The following is a 17274-nucleotide window of genomic DNA, read 5'->3' on the forward strand; positions in this document are numbered from 1 at the left end:
TTCGAATCAGCGGAGAAATCATGGCGGCAGGACTGCGCATCAATAACATCGAAGTCATTTACGACCATGTGATCCTGGTCCTGAAAGGCGTCTCGCTGGAGGTCCCGAGCGGCAAGATCGTGGCCCTGCTCGGCGCCAACGGGGCGGGCAAGAGCACGACCCTGAAAGCCATCTCGAATCTGCTGTCGGCAGAGCGCGGCGATGTCACCAAGGGCAGTATCGAATTCAATGGCGAACGGGTCGACCGCATGACCCCGAACGACCTGGTCAAGCGCGGCGTGATTCAGGTGATGGAGGGGCGGCACTGCTTTGCCCATCTGTCGATCGAAGACAACCTGCTGACCGGCGCCTACACCCGCAATATCAGCAGCGCCGAAACCAGGCATGAACTGGAAAAAATCTACGCGTTCTTCCCGCGCCTGAAACTGCGCCGCAAGTCACAGGCCGGCTACACCAGTGGCGGTGAACAGCAGATGACGGCGATCGGCCGGGCCATGATGGCCAAGCCGTCGATGATTTTGCTCGACGAGCCGTCGATGGGACTGGCGCCACAGATCGTCGAAGAGATTTTCGAGATCGTCAAGGATTTGAACACGCGCGAAAACGTCTCTTTCCTGCTGGCCGAACAGAACACCATGGTGGCGCTGCGTTACGCCGACTTTGGCTACATTCTGGAGAACGGTCGGGTCGTCATGGAAGGCGCCGCAAACGATCTGGCGACCAATGAAGACGTCAAGGAATTCTATTTGGGCGTGTCCGGCGCCGGACGCAAAAGCTTTCGCGACATGAAGTTCTATCGTCGCCGCAAGCGCTGGCTGGCCTGAGCATTCCCACCCTTTTTCACCAACGGAAACCCGCGCCATGTCCGAGCCGCTCGATATTCTCGAAACCCGTGATCCGCAACAACGCGAGGCCACGTTGCTGGAAAATTTGCCGCGCCTGATTTCGCAGGCGCAAGCCAGCGTCGGCTGGGCCCATATCCTGCACGGCGTCGATGCCGCCACCATCAACTCGCGCGCGAGGCTGGCGCAACTGCCGGTGACGCGCAAATCCGACCTGCATGCGCTGCAGGAGTCGGCCCGTCCGTTCGGCGGCCTGACCTCGACGGCGACCGGTCGCCTGCGCCGCGTATTCATGTCCCCCGGTCCGATCTTCGACCCGGAAGGACGCGGCGCAGACTGGTGGCGCTTTGGCCGGGCCATGCATGCCCTCGGACTGCGCGATGGCGATCTGCTGCAAAACTGCTTTTCCTACCATTTCACGCCGGCGGCGTTCATGGTCGAGGGCGGCGCGGCGCGGCTTGGCTGCGTGGTGATCCCGGCCGGTACCGGCCAGACCGAAATGCAGGTGCAGGCCATGGCGGAACTGCAACCGGCCGCGTACGTCGGTACACCGTCGTTCCTGAAGATCATTATCGAAAAGGCACGCGAGATGGGTTGCGACATCAGCGCCACCCGACGCGCGCTGGTCAGCGCCGAAGCCTTGCCGCCGTCGCTGCGCAGCTGGTTGCAAAGCAATGGCGTGCCGCATGTGCTGCAGATCTATGCCTCGGCCGACATCGGCAGCATTGCCTATGAAACCGAAACCGCCGGCAAGGTCAATCCGGGCATGATTCTCGACGAAGACCTGCTGCTCGAAATTGTCCGGCCCGGCACCGGCGACCCGGTCGCCGCCGGCGAAGTCGGCGAAGTCGTGGTGACGTCATTCAATCCCGACTATCCGCTGGTGCGCTTCGCCACCGGCGACCTGTCGGCGGTGCTGCCGGGCGATTCGCCGTGCGGGCGCACCAACGTGCGCATCAAGGGCTGGATGGGTCGTGCCGACCAGGCCACCAAGGTGCGCGCGATGTTCGTGCATCCGGCCCAGGTGGCGCAGGTCATGCGACGCTTTCCTGCGGTCCTGAAAGCCCGCCTGGTGGTCACTGGCGTCATGGCGGCAGACGTGATGACGCTGCATTGTGAAGTCGCCGCCGTCGAAGCCGGCCTGCAGGAAGCGCTGGTCGAGGCCATTCGCGATGTCACCAAGTTGCGCGGCGAAGTGCTGCTGGTGGCGCCCGGCGCGCTGGCCAACGACGGCAAGGTGATCGAGGACCTGCGGCGATATGAGTAGGTAAATGCCGCAATCGGTGGCACCGTGATCGCCTCAATTTCAGGAGGCAATCCCGCATGAATATCACCCGAATCATCGGCATCCTGCTGATCGTGGCAGGCGCACTTGCCCTCGTCTACGGCGGCTTCAGCTATACCAAGGACACGACCGCCGTCAAACTCGGCCCGATCGAACTCTCGGTCAAGGAAAAGGAAACCGTCAACGTGCCGATCTGGGCGGGCATTGCCGCCATCGCAGCGGGCGGCTTGCTGTTGGCATTTGGCAGCAAGAAGGGGTAAGCCACCGGCGCGGCCTGATCGCGCAGTCGTTGCCGTCACTGGCTGTGGCAGAATCGGGAGCGGACTGACCCGGTCCGCCTTCTCCCTCTCATTTCACGGAGTGTTTGCATGAGTACGTCCGCCGTCACGTACGGCTCCGATCCGACCGGTCTGATCTGGGGCTACGTATTCAAGCAGGACCAGAAGACCGCGATGATCGGCTCCGAGCAGGCGATTGACTGGCTGCGCGCGCCACCACCGGCCGGGTCGAACAAATTCATCTGGCTGCATTTCAATCTGAGCAACACCGCCAGCGAAAAGTGGATTACCGAGCACGCCGGTGTGGTCGACGAATTTTACGAAGCGCTGCACGAAGGCTCGCGCTCGACCCGCATCGAACTCGCCGAGAACACCCTGATCGCCGTGATCAACGACGTGCTGCATGATTTTTCGTTCGAGCCGTCGGATATCTCGACGGTCTGGATCAGCGTATCGCAGCACGTTGTCATCAGCGCACGCCGCACGCCGCTCAAGTCGATCGACCGGCTGCGCCGCGCGGTCGACGGTGGCGCCGCCATCCGTTCCTCGGTCGAGCTGCTGATTCATTTGCTGCGCGACCAGGCCGATGTGCTGGTGAGTATCGTGCGCGACGCGGTGGCGAAGGTCGACGATATCGAGGATCACTTGCTGGCCGGGCGCCTCAATCATCGGCGCGCCAAACTCGGCGCACTGCGGCGCGTGCTGGTGCGCCTGCAACGCCTGCTGGCGCCGGAACCGGCCGCATTGTTCCGGCTGCTGCAGCGCCCGCCGCACTGGGTGGCCGAAACCGACTCGCAGGAATTGCGTCAATCGACCGAAGAATTTTCCGTGGTCCTGAGCGACATGGTGTCGCTGCAGGAACGCATCAAATTGCTGCAGGAAGAAATCGCCGCCAGCGTCAACGAAGGCAACAACCGCAGTCTGTTCGTGCTGACCATCGTGACGGTGCTGGCGCTGCCGATCAACATCATTGCCGGCTTGCTGGGGATGAATGTCGGCGGCATTCCGTTGGCCGGGCATCCGGGCGGATTCTGGATCGTGGTCGGGGTGATCGTGACGCTGACGGTGATTTTCGGCTGGATTGCGATGCGCACGCAGCGCGACCGCTAGGCATCCCCGCTAGGCATCCTGACTTACATCTCGTCACGTTTGATACCGCGCCATGCGTTGCTTGTAATGGAAACCTGCGTAAGCTCAGGTTTCCCTTACAGGCAACGCAGGAGTACGACATGGAATCAGGCCAAACCACCGCACGCATTCATCCACTCATGGCAGGCGCCGCAGTATCGCTGACACTGGTCTGCCTGCTTGGGGTTGCCGCAATCAGCGGCGTGCTGCCGAGCTCGCACAGCAGCACCGCGCCGCAGTCCGTCTCGACCATCCAGGCAAGCAATTCGAATCCGGCAGCCCCGGTGCTGGTGCAGACACCCAACGGCTACCAGTACATGCAGCCAGTGACGGCGCCAGTAGCGGGCTATCAGGTGCAACCTGAGGCGGCCCCGGCGCGTCGCCCGCAACACGCACGCCGCAGCCACACACAAACCTACGCACAGGCCGACACGGGTTATCGCAACGACGTGCGCCAAACCACGTATCAGCAACCGGCGCCACAGGCGAACAGCCCGATCGGCATTGCCACTGGCGCCGTGGTTGGCGGTTTGCTCGGCAGTCAGGTGGGCGGCGGTAATGGCCGCACGCTGGCAACGGTAGCCGGCGCTGTCGGCGGTGGTTATCTGGGCAACATGGCTGGTCAGCGTTACGGCTATTGAACTGCTTGATATGACATAAAGAACCTCGCCTGGCGCGAGGTTTTTTTACGCCTGCCGCGCGCGCTGCGACAGCGCATCGGCGACCCCGTTTCGGGCGCGGGGAATCCACCGAAAATGCACTGTCCCAAGCTGCGCAATCAGTGTTTGCGCCCGTGTGCGCAACTCCTGCATGGCGGCCACCTGATGCACGCCCGTCATGTCGTCGATCACGATGCGGCTGTCGCCGTGCAAGACCAGCATGGCGGGTTGCAGCGGCACGGCGGCTTCCAGCAGCGCAATCAGGGCGAGGTATTCGGCCTGGTTGCTGTCGCCGTGCCCGCCGCCGGTACTGATCTCGGTGACGACGTTGTGCGGGCTGCAGAGCAGCGCGCCGAGGCCGATGCGGCCCGGATTGGGCCAGGCCGAGCCATCGAACCAGCCCAGCCAGGCATTCGGATCGGGTTGACGGGCCAGCTTTCTGGCGTTCCAGCCATCGATGCGGCTTTGCTGGCGAGCATCACGGCGCGCCAGGTCGGCGCAGCGGGTGGCGTGACGCTTGCCAAGCAGCCCGGCCAGGGTGTCGGGAAATGCGGCCGCGGCCAGCGTCTGGCTAAGCGCCTCGATATCACTGATGCCGGTGCGACGCACCAAGCGGCGCGCCGCGCTCCGTTCGGCGGCATGGGCGGCGGCACAGAGCGCTTGCCAATCGGGTGTCGCGGCCATGCGTCTGCTGTTATTTCGCTTTGAATTTGGCCATCAGCGCATCGAGTTGCGCGCTGGCGGCGGGTGCCGCCTCGTCCGGTTCGTCTTCGGCAAACTCGGCGGCGAGGTTCTTCCAGCCACGGCTTTCGGCAAACACGGTAAATGCTTCGGGGGCTTCCAGCACGATCAGCTTGTCGTCCTGCAAACCGGCATCGCCAACCAGAAAATCCGGGCCGGCATAGCCAAGGGTGCGCAGGTGGGCGCCAATGTTGCTGATCAGCACCATGTCTTCGAACAGGGGATCGTCACGCATCGGATGGCGCATGTCGACATACAGGTCGATGATGCCGTAGCCCTCGTCGAAAATGCGCAAGGCGCTGATCTCGCGGATCTGGCCGGAAGAATCTTTCGCGCTGAAGGGGCCACTCAGGCGGATGTCGGTGTCATTAGGCATGCTGCGAAGATACCATCAGATCGCGGTTTGGTCATCCAGACTTGAACAAACGGTCAATGGACGCATGTACTTGCTCCCCCCATTGCGATTGCCGTCCTCATGATTCCCTTTTCCATTCTCGATCTGTCGCCGATCGTTGAAGGCGGCAGCGCCGCCCAATCGTTTGCCCATACGCTGGCGCTGGCCCAGCACGGCGAGCGGCTGGGCTTTCAACGCTACTGGCTGGCGGAACACCACAGCATGCCCGGCATCGCGAGTGCGGCCACTGCGGTCGTGATCGGCCACGTCGCCGCCGGCACCAGCACGATCCGGGTTGGCGCTGGCGGCATCATGCTGCCGAACCACTCGCCGCTGGTGATTGCCGAGCAGTTCGGCACGCTTGAGTCCCTGTTTCCCGGCCGGATCGACCTCGGCCTGGGCCGCGCGCCCGGATCGGACCAGGCCACTGCGCGCGCGATGCGCCGCAATCTCGACAGCGATGCCGATGCGTTTCCGCAGGATGTGCTCGAACTGCAGCAGTACTTCGCGCCGTATCGCGGACATGGCGTGCGCGCCGTTCCGGGCGCGGGCCTGAACGTGCCGTTGTGGATCCTGGGCAGCAGCCTGTTTGGCGCGCAACTGGCCGCCGAACTGGGTTTGCCGTATGCCTTCGCCTCCCATTTCGCGCCGGGGCAGATGATGGATGCGATCCAGATCTACCGGGCCCACTTCAAGCCGTCGGCACAACTGGCCAAGCCGTATGTGATGCTGGGCTTTAATGTATTTGCCGCCGACAGCGACGCCGAAGGGCGCCTGCTGGCGACTTCGATGCAACAGGCCTTCGTCAATCTGCGCAGCGGCCGGCCGTCGCTGTTGCAACCGCCGGTGCAGGATTATGCCGAGCGCCTGCCGCCGGAGGCGCGCGCGATGCTTGACCACGTGCTGTCGTCGTCGGCGATCGGCGGCCCGGACACCGTGGCGGCTGCGCTGGCAGCGTTCATCGCCCGCACCGGCGCCGATGAACTGATGATCACCTCACAGATCTTTGACCATGCCGCGCGTTTGCATTCCTATGAGATCGTGGCGAGCCTGCGTCAATGATCGAAGGGCTGATCGGTAAAGCTGTCGACCTGGATCACCCGGTCGAGCGCATGCAGAAACTCCAGCGCCAGCGGTGACGACGAGCCAGCGGCAATCTGGTCGAAAGGCTTGATCTGCCGGATCGCGCGCGCCAACCGCTGGCTTTCGTCTGCGCCGATTTCGCGCGCCAGTTGCAGCGCGTATTGGAGATCGCGCAAGCCGCCGGACTTCGGTGTTTCGACATCGGGGCACAGCAGCGCGATCACTTGTGGATCGCGCAGGCTGTCGGCAATGGCGAGTGTCTCGACATCGCTCGTGGCGCGGATCGGACGCAAACCGTGCAGTGCAATCTTGCCGGCCACGCCCAGCACCGGATTGGGCAGGTTGTCATACAGCGCATGCAAGGCCTCGCTGGCAAGCCAGATTTGCCGCCGCACGGCCGCGCGCGCGACCGCTTCGACGCGGGCGTCGGGTTGGGCGCCGAAGCGCCACAGGCAGGCCGACGCGAGATACAGATGCGACAGCGCATCGCCCAGTCGCGATGAAATCAATTCCATGCGCTTGAGTTTGCCGCCCAGCACGCCCATGCACATATCGGTGGTGAAGGCGAATTTGGCCGCCAGCCGGGCGATCTTGCGGGCCTCGGCTTCAAAGCCCGGCGGCGCGATGCCGACCAGCGGCGCGTGCACCAGGCTGCGCCAGAAATTGCGCAGCAGATGCGCGCCGTGGCCGAGCAGGGCGCTGCCCAGCGCGGCGTTGTCACCCTTTTCGACAGCATGAATTTCGCGCAGTACATACGGATGACAGCGTATCGCACCCTGCCCGAAAATGATCAGTGCGCGCGTCAGGATATTGGCGCCTTCGACCGTGATGGCGATCGGCGTGTTGCGGTAGGCGTTCGACAGCAGATTGGACGGTCCGGCGCAGATGGCCTTGCCGCCGAGGATATCCATGCCGTGATTGATGGCGCGCCGACCGGCTTCGGTCAGGTGATATTTGACAATGGCGCTGGCGACGCTGGGTTGCTCGCCCTGATCAAGGATGCTGGCGGTCATGCGACGCGCGGCGTCGGTGGCATACAGCTCGATCGCGATCCCGCCCAGTAGCGCCGCGATATTCTGGAAGCGCTGAATCGGCAAGCCGAATTGATCGCGCAATCCGGCGTAGCCATTGGCCACGTACAGGGTGGTCTGCTGCATCGCCGAACCCAGCGCCGGCAGCGAGATCGCCCGACCCGCCGCCAGGCATTCCATCAGCATGCGCCAGCCCGTGCCGATCTGGTCGGCGCCGCCAATGACCCAATCGATCGGAATGAACATGTCGGTGGCCTGCACCGGACCGTTCATGAAGGCGCTGTTCATCGGATGATGGCGCGCCCCAATCTGCAGGCCCGGATGTGGCACCGGAATCAGCGCGCAGGTAATGCCGAGATGCTGCTGATCGGCCGGGCGATTCGGATCGATCACATTGAATGCCAACCCGACCACGGTCGCGACCGGCGCCAGGGTGATGTAGCGTTTGGAAAAGGTCAGCGCAAAACCGCGTGTCATGACACCGTTCCATTCGCGCTCGCACAACACGCCAAAGTCCGGCAAGGCGGCCGCGTCCGAACCGGCATAGGGCGAAGTCAGCGCGAAACAGGGCAGGTCGTCACCGCAGGCAAGGCGCGGCAGGTAATAATTCTTTTGCTCATCGGTGCCGTAGCGCAGCAGCAGCTCGGACGGCCCCAGCGAATTCGGCACCATCACCGTCACGGCCGCGGCAATATTGACGCTGGCGATGCGGGTGACGACTTCGGCGTGCGCCGCATGGCTGAATTCGAGACCGCCGAATGCGCGCGGAATGATCATCCCGAAGAAGCCCTGCGCGCGCAGGTATTGCCAAACCTCGGGCGGTAAATCGCCGGCTTCGTCGATGGCGAAATCGTCCAGCATGCGGCACAGCGTGGGCACCTGATCGGCCAGAAACGCCTGCTCTGCGGCGCTGTGGGGTGCTGCCGGGACGTTCGCCAGTTTGCTGAAATCGACCGCGCCGTCAAAAAAGACGCCTTCAAAGCCGACCGTGCCGGATTCCAGTGCGGCGCGTTCCGTATCGCCGATGGTTGGCAGCGCTTTCTTAAAGACCGGCATCATCAGTTGCCCGAGCAGGGATGTCAGCATCCAGAGTTCCTTGTGTGTTCGAATGGGGGATGGTGGCAACAAAAGCCGGTTTGACAATAGGCCTGTTGGCAGCGTAAAACCGTGCGCTGGCACGCATTGCGCCGCCCCGTCCCCAGCTTTGCCACCATCGCGTTCATGACCAGTCAATTTTTTGCCGCCGTTTTTTTATTCTTGTGTGTTCCAGCGCTACTGAGTCGACTGCTGCGCGTCGAAAAGGTGTTCCCGCTGGTGTTCGTCCAGCTGCTGCTTGGCATCGCCGTCAATGAAAGCGGTCTGCTCGCTTGGCTCAAGACGCGCGAGATTGATTTCCTGGCCGGGCCGCTCGGATTTTCGCTGCAGGGATTGGGCTGGCTCGGGGTGGTGATCCTGATCGCGCTGGCCGGCGCCGAGTCGATGTCGCGCGAGGCCCGCACCTGGCGCTTTGTGCCGATCAGCGTGGCCGGATTTTCGTTGACCTGTCTGCTGGGCAGCCTGGTTGGCTATCAGCTGGTGCACCACTTCGCCGGCGTGGCCGGCGCCGACACGACCGCGCAGCGTTGCGCGCTGGCCCTGGGCGTGACGCTGTCGGTGACGGCGCTGCCGGTACTGATTGCGATCCTGCGCGACACCGGCATGGCCGCGACCGCCGTCGGCAAACTGGCGGTGAACTGCGCGATGCTCGATGACGTCTGGCTGTGGCTCGGCATCGCGCTGATCCTGTCGCTGGGTTCGCGCTCGCCCCATGCGTTGACGATCTTCCCGCTGTTTGCCGCCTACATCGCGGCGATGTTCCTGCTGGTGCGGCCGCTGCTGCTGCGTTGGTACCGGTCGCGACCCGCAGCCGCCGATCTGCATGTGGTGCTGGAGTTTGTCGGCCTCATCTGTTTTTCGGCCATGCTGACCGACCTGATCGGCCTGCACGCGCTGTTCGGTGCGTTCCTCGGCGGCGTGATTTTTCCGAAGAGCCTGCTGCAAACCTGGCGCGCGCCACTGCTGCTGTTGAGCCAGACGCTGCTGCTGCCGTTCTATTTCATCCTGACCGGCATGCGCCTGCAACTCGACGTCAGCGACCCGGCGTTCTGGCTGCTGACGGCGATCGTGACGACCGCTGCGATGGTCGGCAAATTCACCAGCGTGGCGATCGCGGCACGCTGCACCGGCCTGTCATGGCGCGAGTCAGGGATGCTCGGTTGCCTGATGCAGTGCAAGGGCTTGATGGAGCTGATCGCGATCAACATCTTCTTTGATGCGGGGATCATTGGGCCGCAGATTTATTCGGCGCTGGCGATGATGGCGCTGATCAGTACGCTGGTGACGGCGCCGGGTTTGGCCTGGTTGGGGCGCGGGGAGGGTGTCGCAGGTACGCGTCCTGCAGCGCAACCCTGATCTTCATTTCATGTTGGCATGCTTCCGGTTTTCCGAAGTATTACTCAGCCAGACCCGGTTGGATCGGTGGATCGGCGCGCTTTATGATGGTCCGGTTACGTTTTTCTGACGGGGGATTCATCATGCGCATCCGCATCAAGACCCATGGCACAGACGGCGACGCGCGAGGGACTCGATGAACGGCCTGGAAAGCATTGCGACGCTGCCGATGTGGGCCGGTTTCATCACCTTCGTCATCCTGATGCTCGCGCTCGATCTGTTCGTATTTGGCGGCAACAAGGCACACAAGGTCAGCGTGAAGGAAGCGGCCAGCTGGTCGGCGATTTGGTTTTGTCTGGCGATGGTCTTTAACGGCGGCCTCTGGTGGTATCTGCGCGGCACTGCTGGGCCGGACATCGCCACCGAAAAAGCGCTGGAGTTTTTTTCCGGCTACCTGATCGAAAAAACCCTGTCGGTCGATAACGTATTCGTCTTCCTGCTGATCTTTACCGCGTTCAACGTCCCGGCGCAGTACCAGCGTCGGGTATTGATCTACGGCGTGCTCGGCGCGATCGTCATGCGCACCGTCATGATTCTCGCGGGAGCGTGGGTGGTCAGTGAGTTCAGCTGGGTGTTGTACGTCTTTGGCGCATTCCTGCTGTTCACCGGCATACGGATGCTGGTTGCAGCAGATGCCGAACCGGATGTCGCCAACAACCCGGTGTTACGTTTTGCGCGCCGCCATTTGCGTGTCGCCGACGGCGACCATGGCGAGCGCTTCAGTGTGGTCAAGAATGGTGTGCGCTACGTGACGCCGCTGTTTCTGGTGCTGATCCTGATCGAGGTGACCGACCTCGTGTTTGCGGTCGATTCCATCCCCGCCATCTTCGCCATCACGACGGACCCGTTTATCGTGTTCACGTCAAACCTGTTCGCCATCCTCGGCTTGCGGGCGCTGTACTTCCTGCTGGTGGATGTGGCCGACCGCTTTCACTTGCTCAAGTATGGCCTGGCGATGGTGCTGACTTTTATCGGCGTCAAGATGCTGATCATGCCGTGGTACCACGTACCGGTACAGGCATCGCTGACGGTGGTGGCGGTGCTGATTGGGGCGAGCTGTCTGGCGAGCGTGTTCGTTAGCCGGCATGGCGGCAGGTAGAGTCACCCGGGTCGGATTGCGGCTGCGCCCGCTCGCGAGCCACGCTGACATTCACAGCGGTTTCCGTGTGGTTGGCGAGTCGACCGGTTGGGGTTTGGCGCGACCCGTGCCCCATGCAATTTATTCTTGAGGCGCATGGCCACGTTGCGATGTTCCGGATCGACCGACTCTGCAATAGGTGTTCCCTGCATATGGGTGCGGCCTGGTCCGGCCGATTGCAGCCCCCAAAAAAAAGGGGCCGCGCAGGCCCCTTTCGTTCACACTATTTGTCGCTGACACGAACACCTTGCCAACTCAAATATCAATATTCCCCGCCTGCAGCGCATTCATTTCAATAAACGCCCGACGCGGTTCCACATCGTCGCCCATCAGCGTCGTGAAAATCTGATCCGCGGCAATCGCATCATCAATCTGCACCTTGAGCAAACGGCGCACCGTCGGGTCCATCGTGGTTTCCCACAACTGCGACGGGTTCATCTCGCCCAGCCCTTTGTAGCGCTGTTTCGAGACGCCGCGTTCGGCTTCTTCGCGCAGCCATGCCATGGCCTGGTGGAAGTCGTTGATGCGCGATTCCTTGATCTTGTCGCCGGTGCCACGGCGCACCATCGCGCCTTCGCCGAGCAAGCCCTTGAAGGTGGCGGCGGCGTTGGCCAGCACCTGATAATCCGGGCCGCTGACGAAGTCGGCGTCGATCACGCTGGACTTGATGTTGCCGTGGTACAGACGCTGGATGCGCAACTGGTGTTTGTCGGACAGGTCATCCGAGCGCACCAGCACTTCGACCGACGGATCGTTGATGGTGGCCATCATGGCGTCGGCCGATTGCTGCGCCAGCGCGACGGTGGTCAGGTCCAGCGTGACGCCGGTCATGATGGCTGACAGGGCGGCGTTGTCGACTGCACGTGCCAGCCGCATGATGATCGCGTTGGCGGTGTTGTACTGGCGCACCAGTTCGGCCAGCGGTTCGCCGGTGATGGCGTCGGCGTTTTCCTGCGGCACCAGCGCGGCGTCATTCAGGGCGATCTGCATCATGTAGCTGGCTTCTTCGACATCGTCTTTCAGGTAGCGCTCGTCGCGGCCATGCTTGACCTTGTACAGCGGCGGTTGCGCGATGTAGACGTGGCCGCGTTCGACCAGCGCCGGCATCTGGCGATACAGCAGTGTCAGTAGTAGCGTGCGGATGTGCGCGCCATCGACGTCGGCGTCGGTCATGATGATGATGCGGTGGTAGCGCAGCTTGTCCGGATTGAATTCGTCGGGGCCAATGCTGGTGCCGAGCGTGGCGATGAGCGTGGTGATCTGCTCGGACGACAGCATTTTTTCGAAGCGGGCTTTTTCGACGTTGAGGACCTTGCCGCGCAGTGGCAGGATGGCCTGGAATTTGCGATCGCGCCCCTGCTTGGCGGAGCCGCCGGCGGAGTCACCCTCGACGATGTACAGCTCGCACAGCGCCGGGTCTTTTTCCTGGCAATCGGCCAGCTTGGCGGACAGGCCGAGGCCGTCCATGACGCCTTTGCGGCGGGTCAGTTCGCGCGCCTTGCGGGCGGCTTCCCGGGCGCGCGCGGCTTCGACGATCTTGCCGCAGATGATCTTGGCGTCGTTCGGTTTTTCCTGCAGATAGTCCGACAGCGTCTTGGCGACGATCTCTTCGACCGGGCCGCGCACCTCGGACGACACCAGCTTGTCCTTGGTCTGCGAGCTGAACTTCGGCTCCGGCACCTTGACCGACAACACGCAGGTCAGGCCTTCGCGCATGTCGTCGCCGGTGACTTCAACCTTGGCTTTCTTGGCGAACTCGTGCTCTTCGATGTACTTGTTGATGACCCGCGTCATCGCGGCGCGCAGGCCGGTCAGATGGGTGCCGCCGTCGCGCTGCGGGATGTTGTTGGTGAAGCACAGCACCTGCTCGTTATAGGCGTCGTTCCACTGCATCGAGACGTCGACGCTGATGTTGGTGTTCTGGTCCGACATGCGGTCGCCAGTGGCCTGGAACACGGTCGGGTGCAGCACGTTCTTGCTCTTGTTGATGTATTCGACGAAGCCGCGCGTGCCGCCTTCGAAGGCGAATTCTTCTTCCTTGCCGGTGCGCTGGTCGCTGAGCTTGATGCGCACGCCATTGTTCAGGAAGGACAATTCGCGAATGCGTTTGGCGAGAATGTCGTAATGGAATTCGATGTGGTTGAAGATTTCTTCATCGGCCCAGAAATGCACTTCGGTGCCGCGTTTGTCGGTGTCGCCGGTGACCTTGATCGGCGAGACGACGATGCCATCGATGGTTTCGATTTCACGATTTTGCGGAATGCCGCGCACGAATTCCATGTAGTGCGCCTTGCCGTCGCGGCGCACGGTCAGCTTCAGCAGCTTGGACAGCCCATTGACGCATGACACGCCGACGCCATGCAGACCGCCTGAGACCTTGTACGAGTTCTGGTCGAACTTGCCGCCGGCGTGCAGCTCGGTCATGACGATTTCGGCGGCGCTGCGCTTTGGCTCGTGCTTGTCGTCCCACTTGATGCCGGTCGGGATACCGCGGCCGTTGTCGGTGATCGAGATCGAGTTATCGGAGTGGATGGTGACGTGGATTTCGGTGCAGTGGCCGGCCAGCGATTCGTCGATCGAATTGTCCAGCACTTCGAACACCAGATGATGCAGCCCGGTGCCGTCGGAGGTATCGCCAATGTACATGCCGGGGCGTTTGCGCACGGCTTCGAGTCCTTCGAGGATCTGGATACTGGATGCGCCGTACTGGTTCTGATTCGGCTGACCTGGAGTTTCTTGAGGAATCGCGGACATGGCTACTTTCTGACGGTGACTGACTACGTGAAGCGGGACTGACTGCTAAAAAACGGAAATGACCAATGCGCATCAATGCAACAAAGGGGCCGCTCGGCCCCTTGCGCGAACATTCGCCGGTTCGATCAAATTCGCATCGGCATCACGACATACTTGAAATCCGCATTGTCGGGAATGGTAATCAACGCCGATGAATTGGCGTCGCCAAGTGCGATGTTGATGTTGTCGCACTTGAGGTTGTTCAACACGTCGAGCAGATAGGTGACGTTAAAGCCGATGTCGACACTGTCGCCACCGTAGTCGATTTCGATTTCCTCGACCGACTCTTCCTGGTCGGCATTGGTCGAGCTGACTTTCATGCTAGCCGGCGTGACGATGCAGCGCACACCCTTGAACTTGTCGCTGGTCATGATCGCAGCACGCTGCAACGAGCGCAGCAGCTGGTCGCGACCCAGCGTGAAGTTGTTCTTGTAACCCTTCGGCACCACCCGGGTGTAATCGGGAAACTTGCCTTCGACCAGTTTCGAAATCAGTTCGATGTCGGCAAAGGTGAGCTTGACCTGGTTGTTGGCGATGGCGATCTGCACCGGCTCATCGGTGTCTTCCAGCAGGCGCTGCAATTCAATGATGGTCTTGCGCGGAATGATGACTTCCTGCCGCGTGAATTCCTGTTCGGTCTCGACCTGGCAAAATGCCAGCCGATGGCCGTCGGTGGCAACGGCGATGACGTTCTTGCCATCGACCACCAGCAACAACCCGTTCAGGTAATAGCGGATGTCCTGCTGCGCCATCGAAAAATGGACCATGTTGAACAGATGCTTGAGCGTCTTTTGCGGCAGGCTCAGTTGCGCATTGAAATGTTCTGCTTCGGTGACGGTCGGGAATTCTTCGGCCGACAGCGTTTGCAACGCAAAGCGTGATTTGCCCGACTGCACTGTCATGCGCTTGTTGGCCAACGACAGCGACACGTCGCCAGAATCCGGCAGCGCGCGCAGGATATCCAGCAGCTTGCGGGCGGCGACGGTGGTCGCGGCGACTTCACCGCCACTGCCGACATTGGCGCTGGTGGTGATCTGCACCTCGATATCGGTCGACAGGAACGAGACCTTTTCGCCGTCCTTGCGGATGAGGATATTGGCCAGAATCGGCAACGTGTGCCGACGCTCGACAATACCGCTCACAATTTGCAGTGGCCGGAGAAGGGCATCTCTGCTGGTTTTGACCAATTGCATGGTTTTTTCCTTGTTGGTAATTGTTGTTGGAAATAGCTTCAGTGAAAACCGTCCTGCCACTGAAACCGACCCAGTCGTTCATCCTGCTGTTTCATTCATGCCGTATTTTGACAGAAAAGGTTTTTCGGTTGCCAAAATGCGCAGGCCCATCGTTTTTGCCCGACGCGGTGCGCGCGATGTCATGCGCTACCGTTAAAGTTATCCACAGGGAGTGAGGCACCTGTACCTCAGCCTTTCAGGGTCTGTTCAAGCACGTGCAGCTCGTGATTGCATTCGGGACTCTTGGAACGGTCGGCGCCGATCTTGCGCACTGCGTGCAGCACCGTGGTGTGGTCGCGGCCACCAAACAGCTCGCCGATTTCAGGCAGGCTTTTTTGCGTGAGTTCCTTGGCCAGATACATCGCAATCTGGCGCGGCCGGGCAATATTGGCGGGCCGCTTCTTGGAATACATGTCGGCGACCTTGATGTTGAAAAAGTCGGCCACGGTCTTCTGGATGTTTTCGACCGAGATCTGCCGGTTCTGCACCGACAGCAAGTCCTTCAGCGCATCCTTGACGACTTCAATCGTGATGTCCTTGCCATGAAAGCGCGAGAACGCGAGGATCTTGCGCAAGGCGCCTTCGAGCTCGCGCACATTCGAACGCAGGTGCTTCGCAACGAAGAACGCGACATCGTCGGAAAAGTTCACGCCTTCCTGATTGGCCTTCTTGAGCAGGATCGCCACCCGCATCTCGAGCTCGGGCGGCTCGACCGCGACCGTCAGGCCGGAGTCGAAACGGGAAATCAACCGGTCATCCATGCCGCTGATTTCTTTCGGATAGGTGTCGCTGGTGATGATGATCTGCTTCTTGGCGGCGATCAGCGCTTCAAACGCATAGAAGAATTCTTCCTGGGTGCGGCTCTTGCCGCCGAAGAATTGAATATCATCGATCAGCAACACGTCCAGCGAATGGTAATAGCGCTTGAAATCGTCAAAGCCTTTACGCTGGTAAGCGGTCACTACGTCACGAACGTATTGCTCGGCGTGAATGTAGCGAATCTTGGCATTGGGATTCTCGGCCATTACCTGATTGCCGATGGCATGGATCAAATGGGTTTTACCGAGGCCCACGCCGCCATACAGGAACAGCGGGTTATAGGAAACACCCGGATTGTTGGCCACCTGGATTGCCGCTGCGCGTGCCAATTGATTGGCCTTGCCGGTCACGAAGCTATCGAAAGTCAGCGCGGTATTGATTCGGCTTTGATCACGCCGTGCCAGCGTTTCCACGGCGGGCAGGTCGATCAGCCCGTCGATTCCGGCAGGACCGCCACCATGGATGCCATCGACGCCATTGCGCTCGGGATGTGCTGGCGCGGGCAGACCTGGCGCTGGTTTGCGTGGCGCATTCAGACGTGGATCCAGCACGAACTGCACTTCGATTGGCCCTTCCCAATACTGCCCGGCCAGCACCGTAATGCGACTGGCGAACTGGGTCTTGACCCAGTCGAGCTTGAAACGGTTTGGGGCAGCGATTCGCAACCGGCCATCTTCGTAATCGAGCGGCGCAAGTGGTTTGATCCAGGCGCTGAATTGCTGCGGCGTCAGCTCCTGTTCCAGTTGGGCGGAACAGGTTTGCCAGAAATTATCCATGCATCTCTAATTGAAAGGGGAGTGCGGGGTCGACGGTTGATTGCTTTTCAGCCAATCCTTGACGACCTGCGAGGGAGCGCCACACGAGCGGCTATTCTACTCTCGCCGAGGGAAGTTATCCACAGGCAGAGCGACTATTTCACCGCTTCGAAGCGGCGATTGGCGCCACGCGAAATGCGCCTTAACGATTGACAAGCACGCTGAAAGTACTGTCTAATCACGGGTTCTCTGTTTGACCGTTTGTGTGCCATGCTGCGCGTCGCCTCCTGCAACGGAGTGATGGAGTCATCAAGTGGTAACTAACCGCGCTCCCGGGCGCCGGACAGCAGCATCAGGACAGCAACATGATTCACCCGCGCTGGAGTATTGCGCGAGCATGGATATCCGGATGTGGATATTCCATTAATACTTTAATTTTTTCTGCAGATTAGCGAGACCATAATGAAACGTACTTATCAACCTTCCGTCGTTCGCCGCAAGCGTACCCATGGCTTTCGCGCACGTATGGCAACCCGCGGTGGCCGCGCAGTGCTTAACGCACGTCGCTCAAAAGGCCGCAAGCGCCTGGCCGCTTGATCGGACAAT

At 61.2% G+C, this 17274-nt stretch carries 16 protein-coding genes; 10 read left to right on the plus strand and 6 right to left on the minus strand.

Annotated features, from left to right (window positions below):
• Positions 1-20: 20 nt before the first annotated feature.
• From RCH09_RS01410 to RCH09_RS01430, 5 genes are all read left to right on the plus strand, one after another.
• Positions 21-824, plus strand: coding sequence for an ABC transporter ATP-binding protein (locus RCH09_RS01410; protein ID WP_326939233.1), 804 nt, complete (start codon positions 21-23; stop codon positions 822-824).
• Positions 825-861: 37 nt separating this feature from the next.
• Positions 862-2109, plus strand: a complete 1248-nt coding sequence (locus tag RCH09_RS01415) for a phenylacetate--CoA ligase family protein (protein WP_326939234.1) — start codon at positions 862-864, stop codon at positions 2107-2109.
• Between the two features lie 56 nt (positions 2110-2165).
• Positions 2166-2387, plus strand: a complete 222-nt coding sequence (locus tag RCH09_RS01420) for a hypothetical protein (protein ID WP_326939235.1) — start codon at positions 2166-2168, stop codon at positions 2385-2387.
• A gap of 108 nt (positions 2388-2495) precedes the next feature.
• Entirely contained in the window at positions 2496-3515 is a 1020-nt protein-coding gene (locus tag RCH09_RS01425; RefSeq protein ID WP_326939236.1) for a transporter, read from the plus strand.
• Positions 3516-3634: 119 nt separating this feature from the next.
• Positions 3635-4174: a glycine zipper 2TM domain-containing protein gene (locus RCH09_RS01430; RefSeq protein WP_326939237.1), complete on the plus strand. Its 540-nt coding sequence runs from the start codon at positions 3635-3637 to the stop codon at positions 4172-4174.
• A 45-nt stretch (positions 4175-4219) separates the two neighbouring features.
• Here RCH09_RS01430 and RCH09_RS01435 read toward each other — a convergent pair whose 3' ends face one another.
• Both RCH09_RS01435 and RCH09_RS01440 read right to left on the minus strand, forming a co-directional pair.
• Positions 4220-4876, minus strand: coding sequence for a ribonuclease HI family protein (locus tag RCH09_RS01435; protein WP_326939238.1), 657 nt, complete (start codon positions 4874-4876; stop codon positions 4220-4222).
• A gap of 10 nt (positions 4877-4886) precedes the next feature.
• Entirely contained in the window at positions 4887-5309 is a 423-nt protein-coding gene (locus RCH09_RS01440; protein WP_326939239.1) for a hypothetical protein, read from the minus strand.
• A 99-nt stretch (positions 5310-5408) separates the two neighbouring features.
• Here RCH09_RS01440 and RCH09_RS01445 point away from each other — a divergent pair, with 99 nt between their 5' ends.
• Positions 5409-6389, plus strand: a complete 981-nt coding sequence (locus RCH09_RS01445; protein ID WP_326939241.1) for an LLM class flavin-dependent oxidoreductase — start codon at positions 5409-5411, stop codon at positions 6387-6389.
• Here RCH09_RS01445 and RCH09_RS01450 read toward each other — a convergent pair.
• Positions 6383-8527 carry an acyl-CoA dehydrogenase gene (locus RCH09_RS01450; protein WP_326939242.1) on the minus strand — a complete coding sequence of 715 codons (2145 nt, stop codon included), beginning with the start codon at positions 8525-8527 and terminating at the stop codon, positions 6383-6385. The two genes, RCH09_RS01445 and RCH09_RS01450, sit on opposite strands and share 7 nt — an antisense overlap.
• Positions 8528-8662: 135 nt before the next feature.
• Here RCH09_RS01450 and RCH09_RS01455 point away from each other — a divergent pair, with 135 nt between their 5' ends.
• Positions 8663-9892 carry a cation:proton antiporter gene (locus tag RCH09_RS01455; RefSeq protein WP_326939244.1) on the plus strand — a complete coding sequence of 410 codons (1230 nt, stop codon included), beginning with the start codon at positions 8663-8665 and terminating at the stop codon, positions 9890-9892.
• A gap of 175 nt (positions 9893-10067) precedes the next feature.
• A complete protein-coding gene (locus tag RCH09_RS01460; RefSeq protein ID WP_326939246.1) occupies positions 10068-11030 on the plus strand; it encodes a TerC family protein in 963 nt (320 codons plus the stop codon).
• 294 nt (positions 11031-11324) lie between these two features.
• Here RCH09_RS01460 and gyrB read toward each other — a convergent pair whose 3' ends face one another.
• Both gyrB and dnaN read right to left on the minus strand, forming a co-directional pair.
• Entirely contained in the window at positions 11325-13823 is a 2499-nt protein-coding gene (gene gyrB, locus RCH09_RS01465; RefSeq protein ID WP_326939247.1) for a DNA topoisomerase (ATP-hydrolyzing) subunit B, read from the minus strand.
• 125 nt (positions 13824-13948) lie between these two features.
• Positions 13949-15055 carry a DNA polymerase III subunit beta gene (gene dnaN / locus RCH09_RS01470; RefSeq protein WP_326939248.1) on the minus strand — a complete coding sequence of 369 codons (1107 nt, stop codon included), beginning with the start codon at positions 15053-15055 and terminating at the stop codon, positions 13949-13951.
• Between the two features lie 10 nt (positions 15056-15065).
• On the opposite strand from dnaN, the gene RCH09_RS01475 reads away from it, so the two are divergent.
• Complete coding sequence (locus RCH09_RS01475) at positions 15066-15251, plus strand: hypothetical protein (protein WP_326939249.1); 186 nt, start codon at positions 15066-15068, stop codon at positions 15249-15251.
• Between the two features lie 31 nt (positions 15252-15282).
• On the opposite strand, the gene dnaA is transcribed toward RCH09_RS01475, so the two are convergent.
• Positions 15283-16689: a chromosomal replication initiator protein DnaA gene (gene dnaA / locus RCH09_RS01480; RefSeq protein WP_326939250.1), complete on the minus strand. Its 1407-nt coding sequence runs from the start codon at positions 16687-16689 to the stop codon at positions 15283-15285.
• Positions 16690-17130: 441 nt separating this feature from the next.
• Between dnaA and rpmH the strand changes: the two genes are divergently transcribed.
• Positions 17131-17265 (plus strand): 50S ribosomal protein L34, encoded by a 135-nt coding sequence (rpmH, locus tag RCH09_RS01485; protein WP_009664891.1) that lies wholly within the window; start codon positions 17131-17133, stop codon positions 17263-17265.
• Positions 17266-17274 lie beyond the last annotated feature (9 nt).

It is taken from the genome of Actimicrobium sp. GrIS 1.19, assembly GCF_035984655.1.
Taxonomy (GTDB): Bacteria; Pseudomonadota; Gammaproteobacteria; order Burkholderiales; family Burkholderiaceae_D; genus Actimicrobium.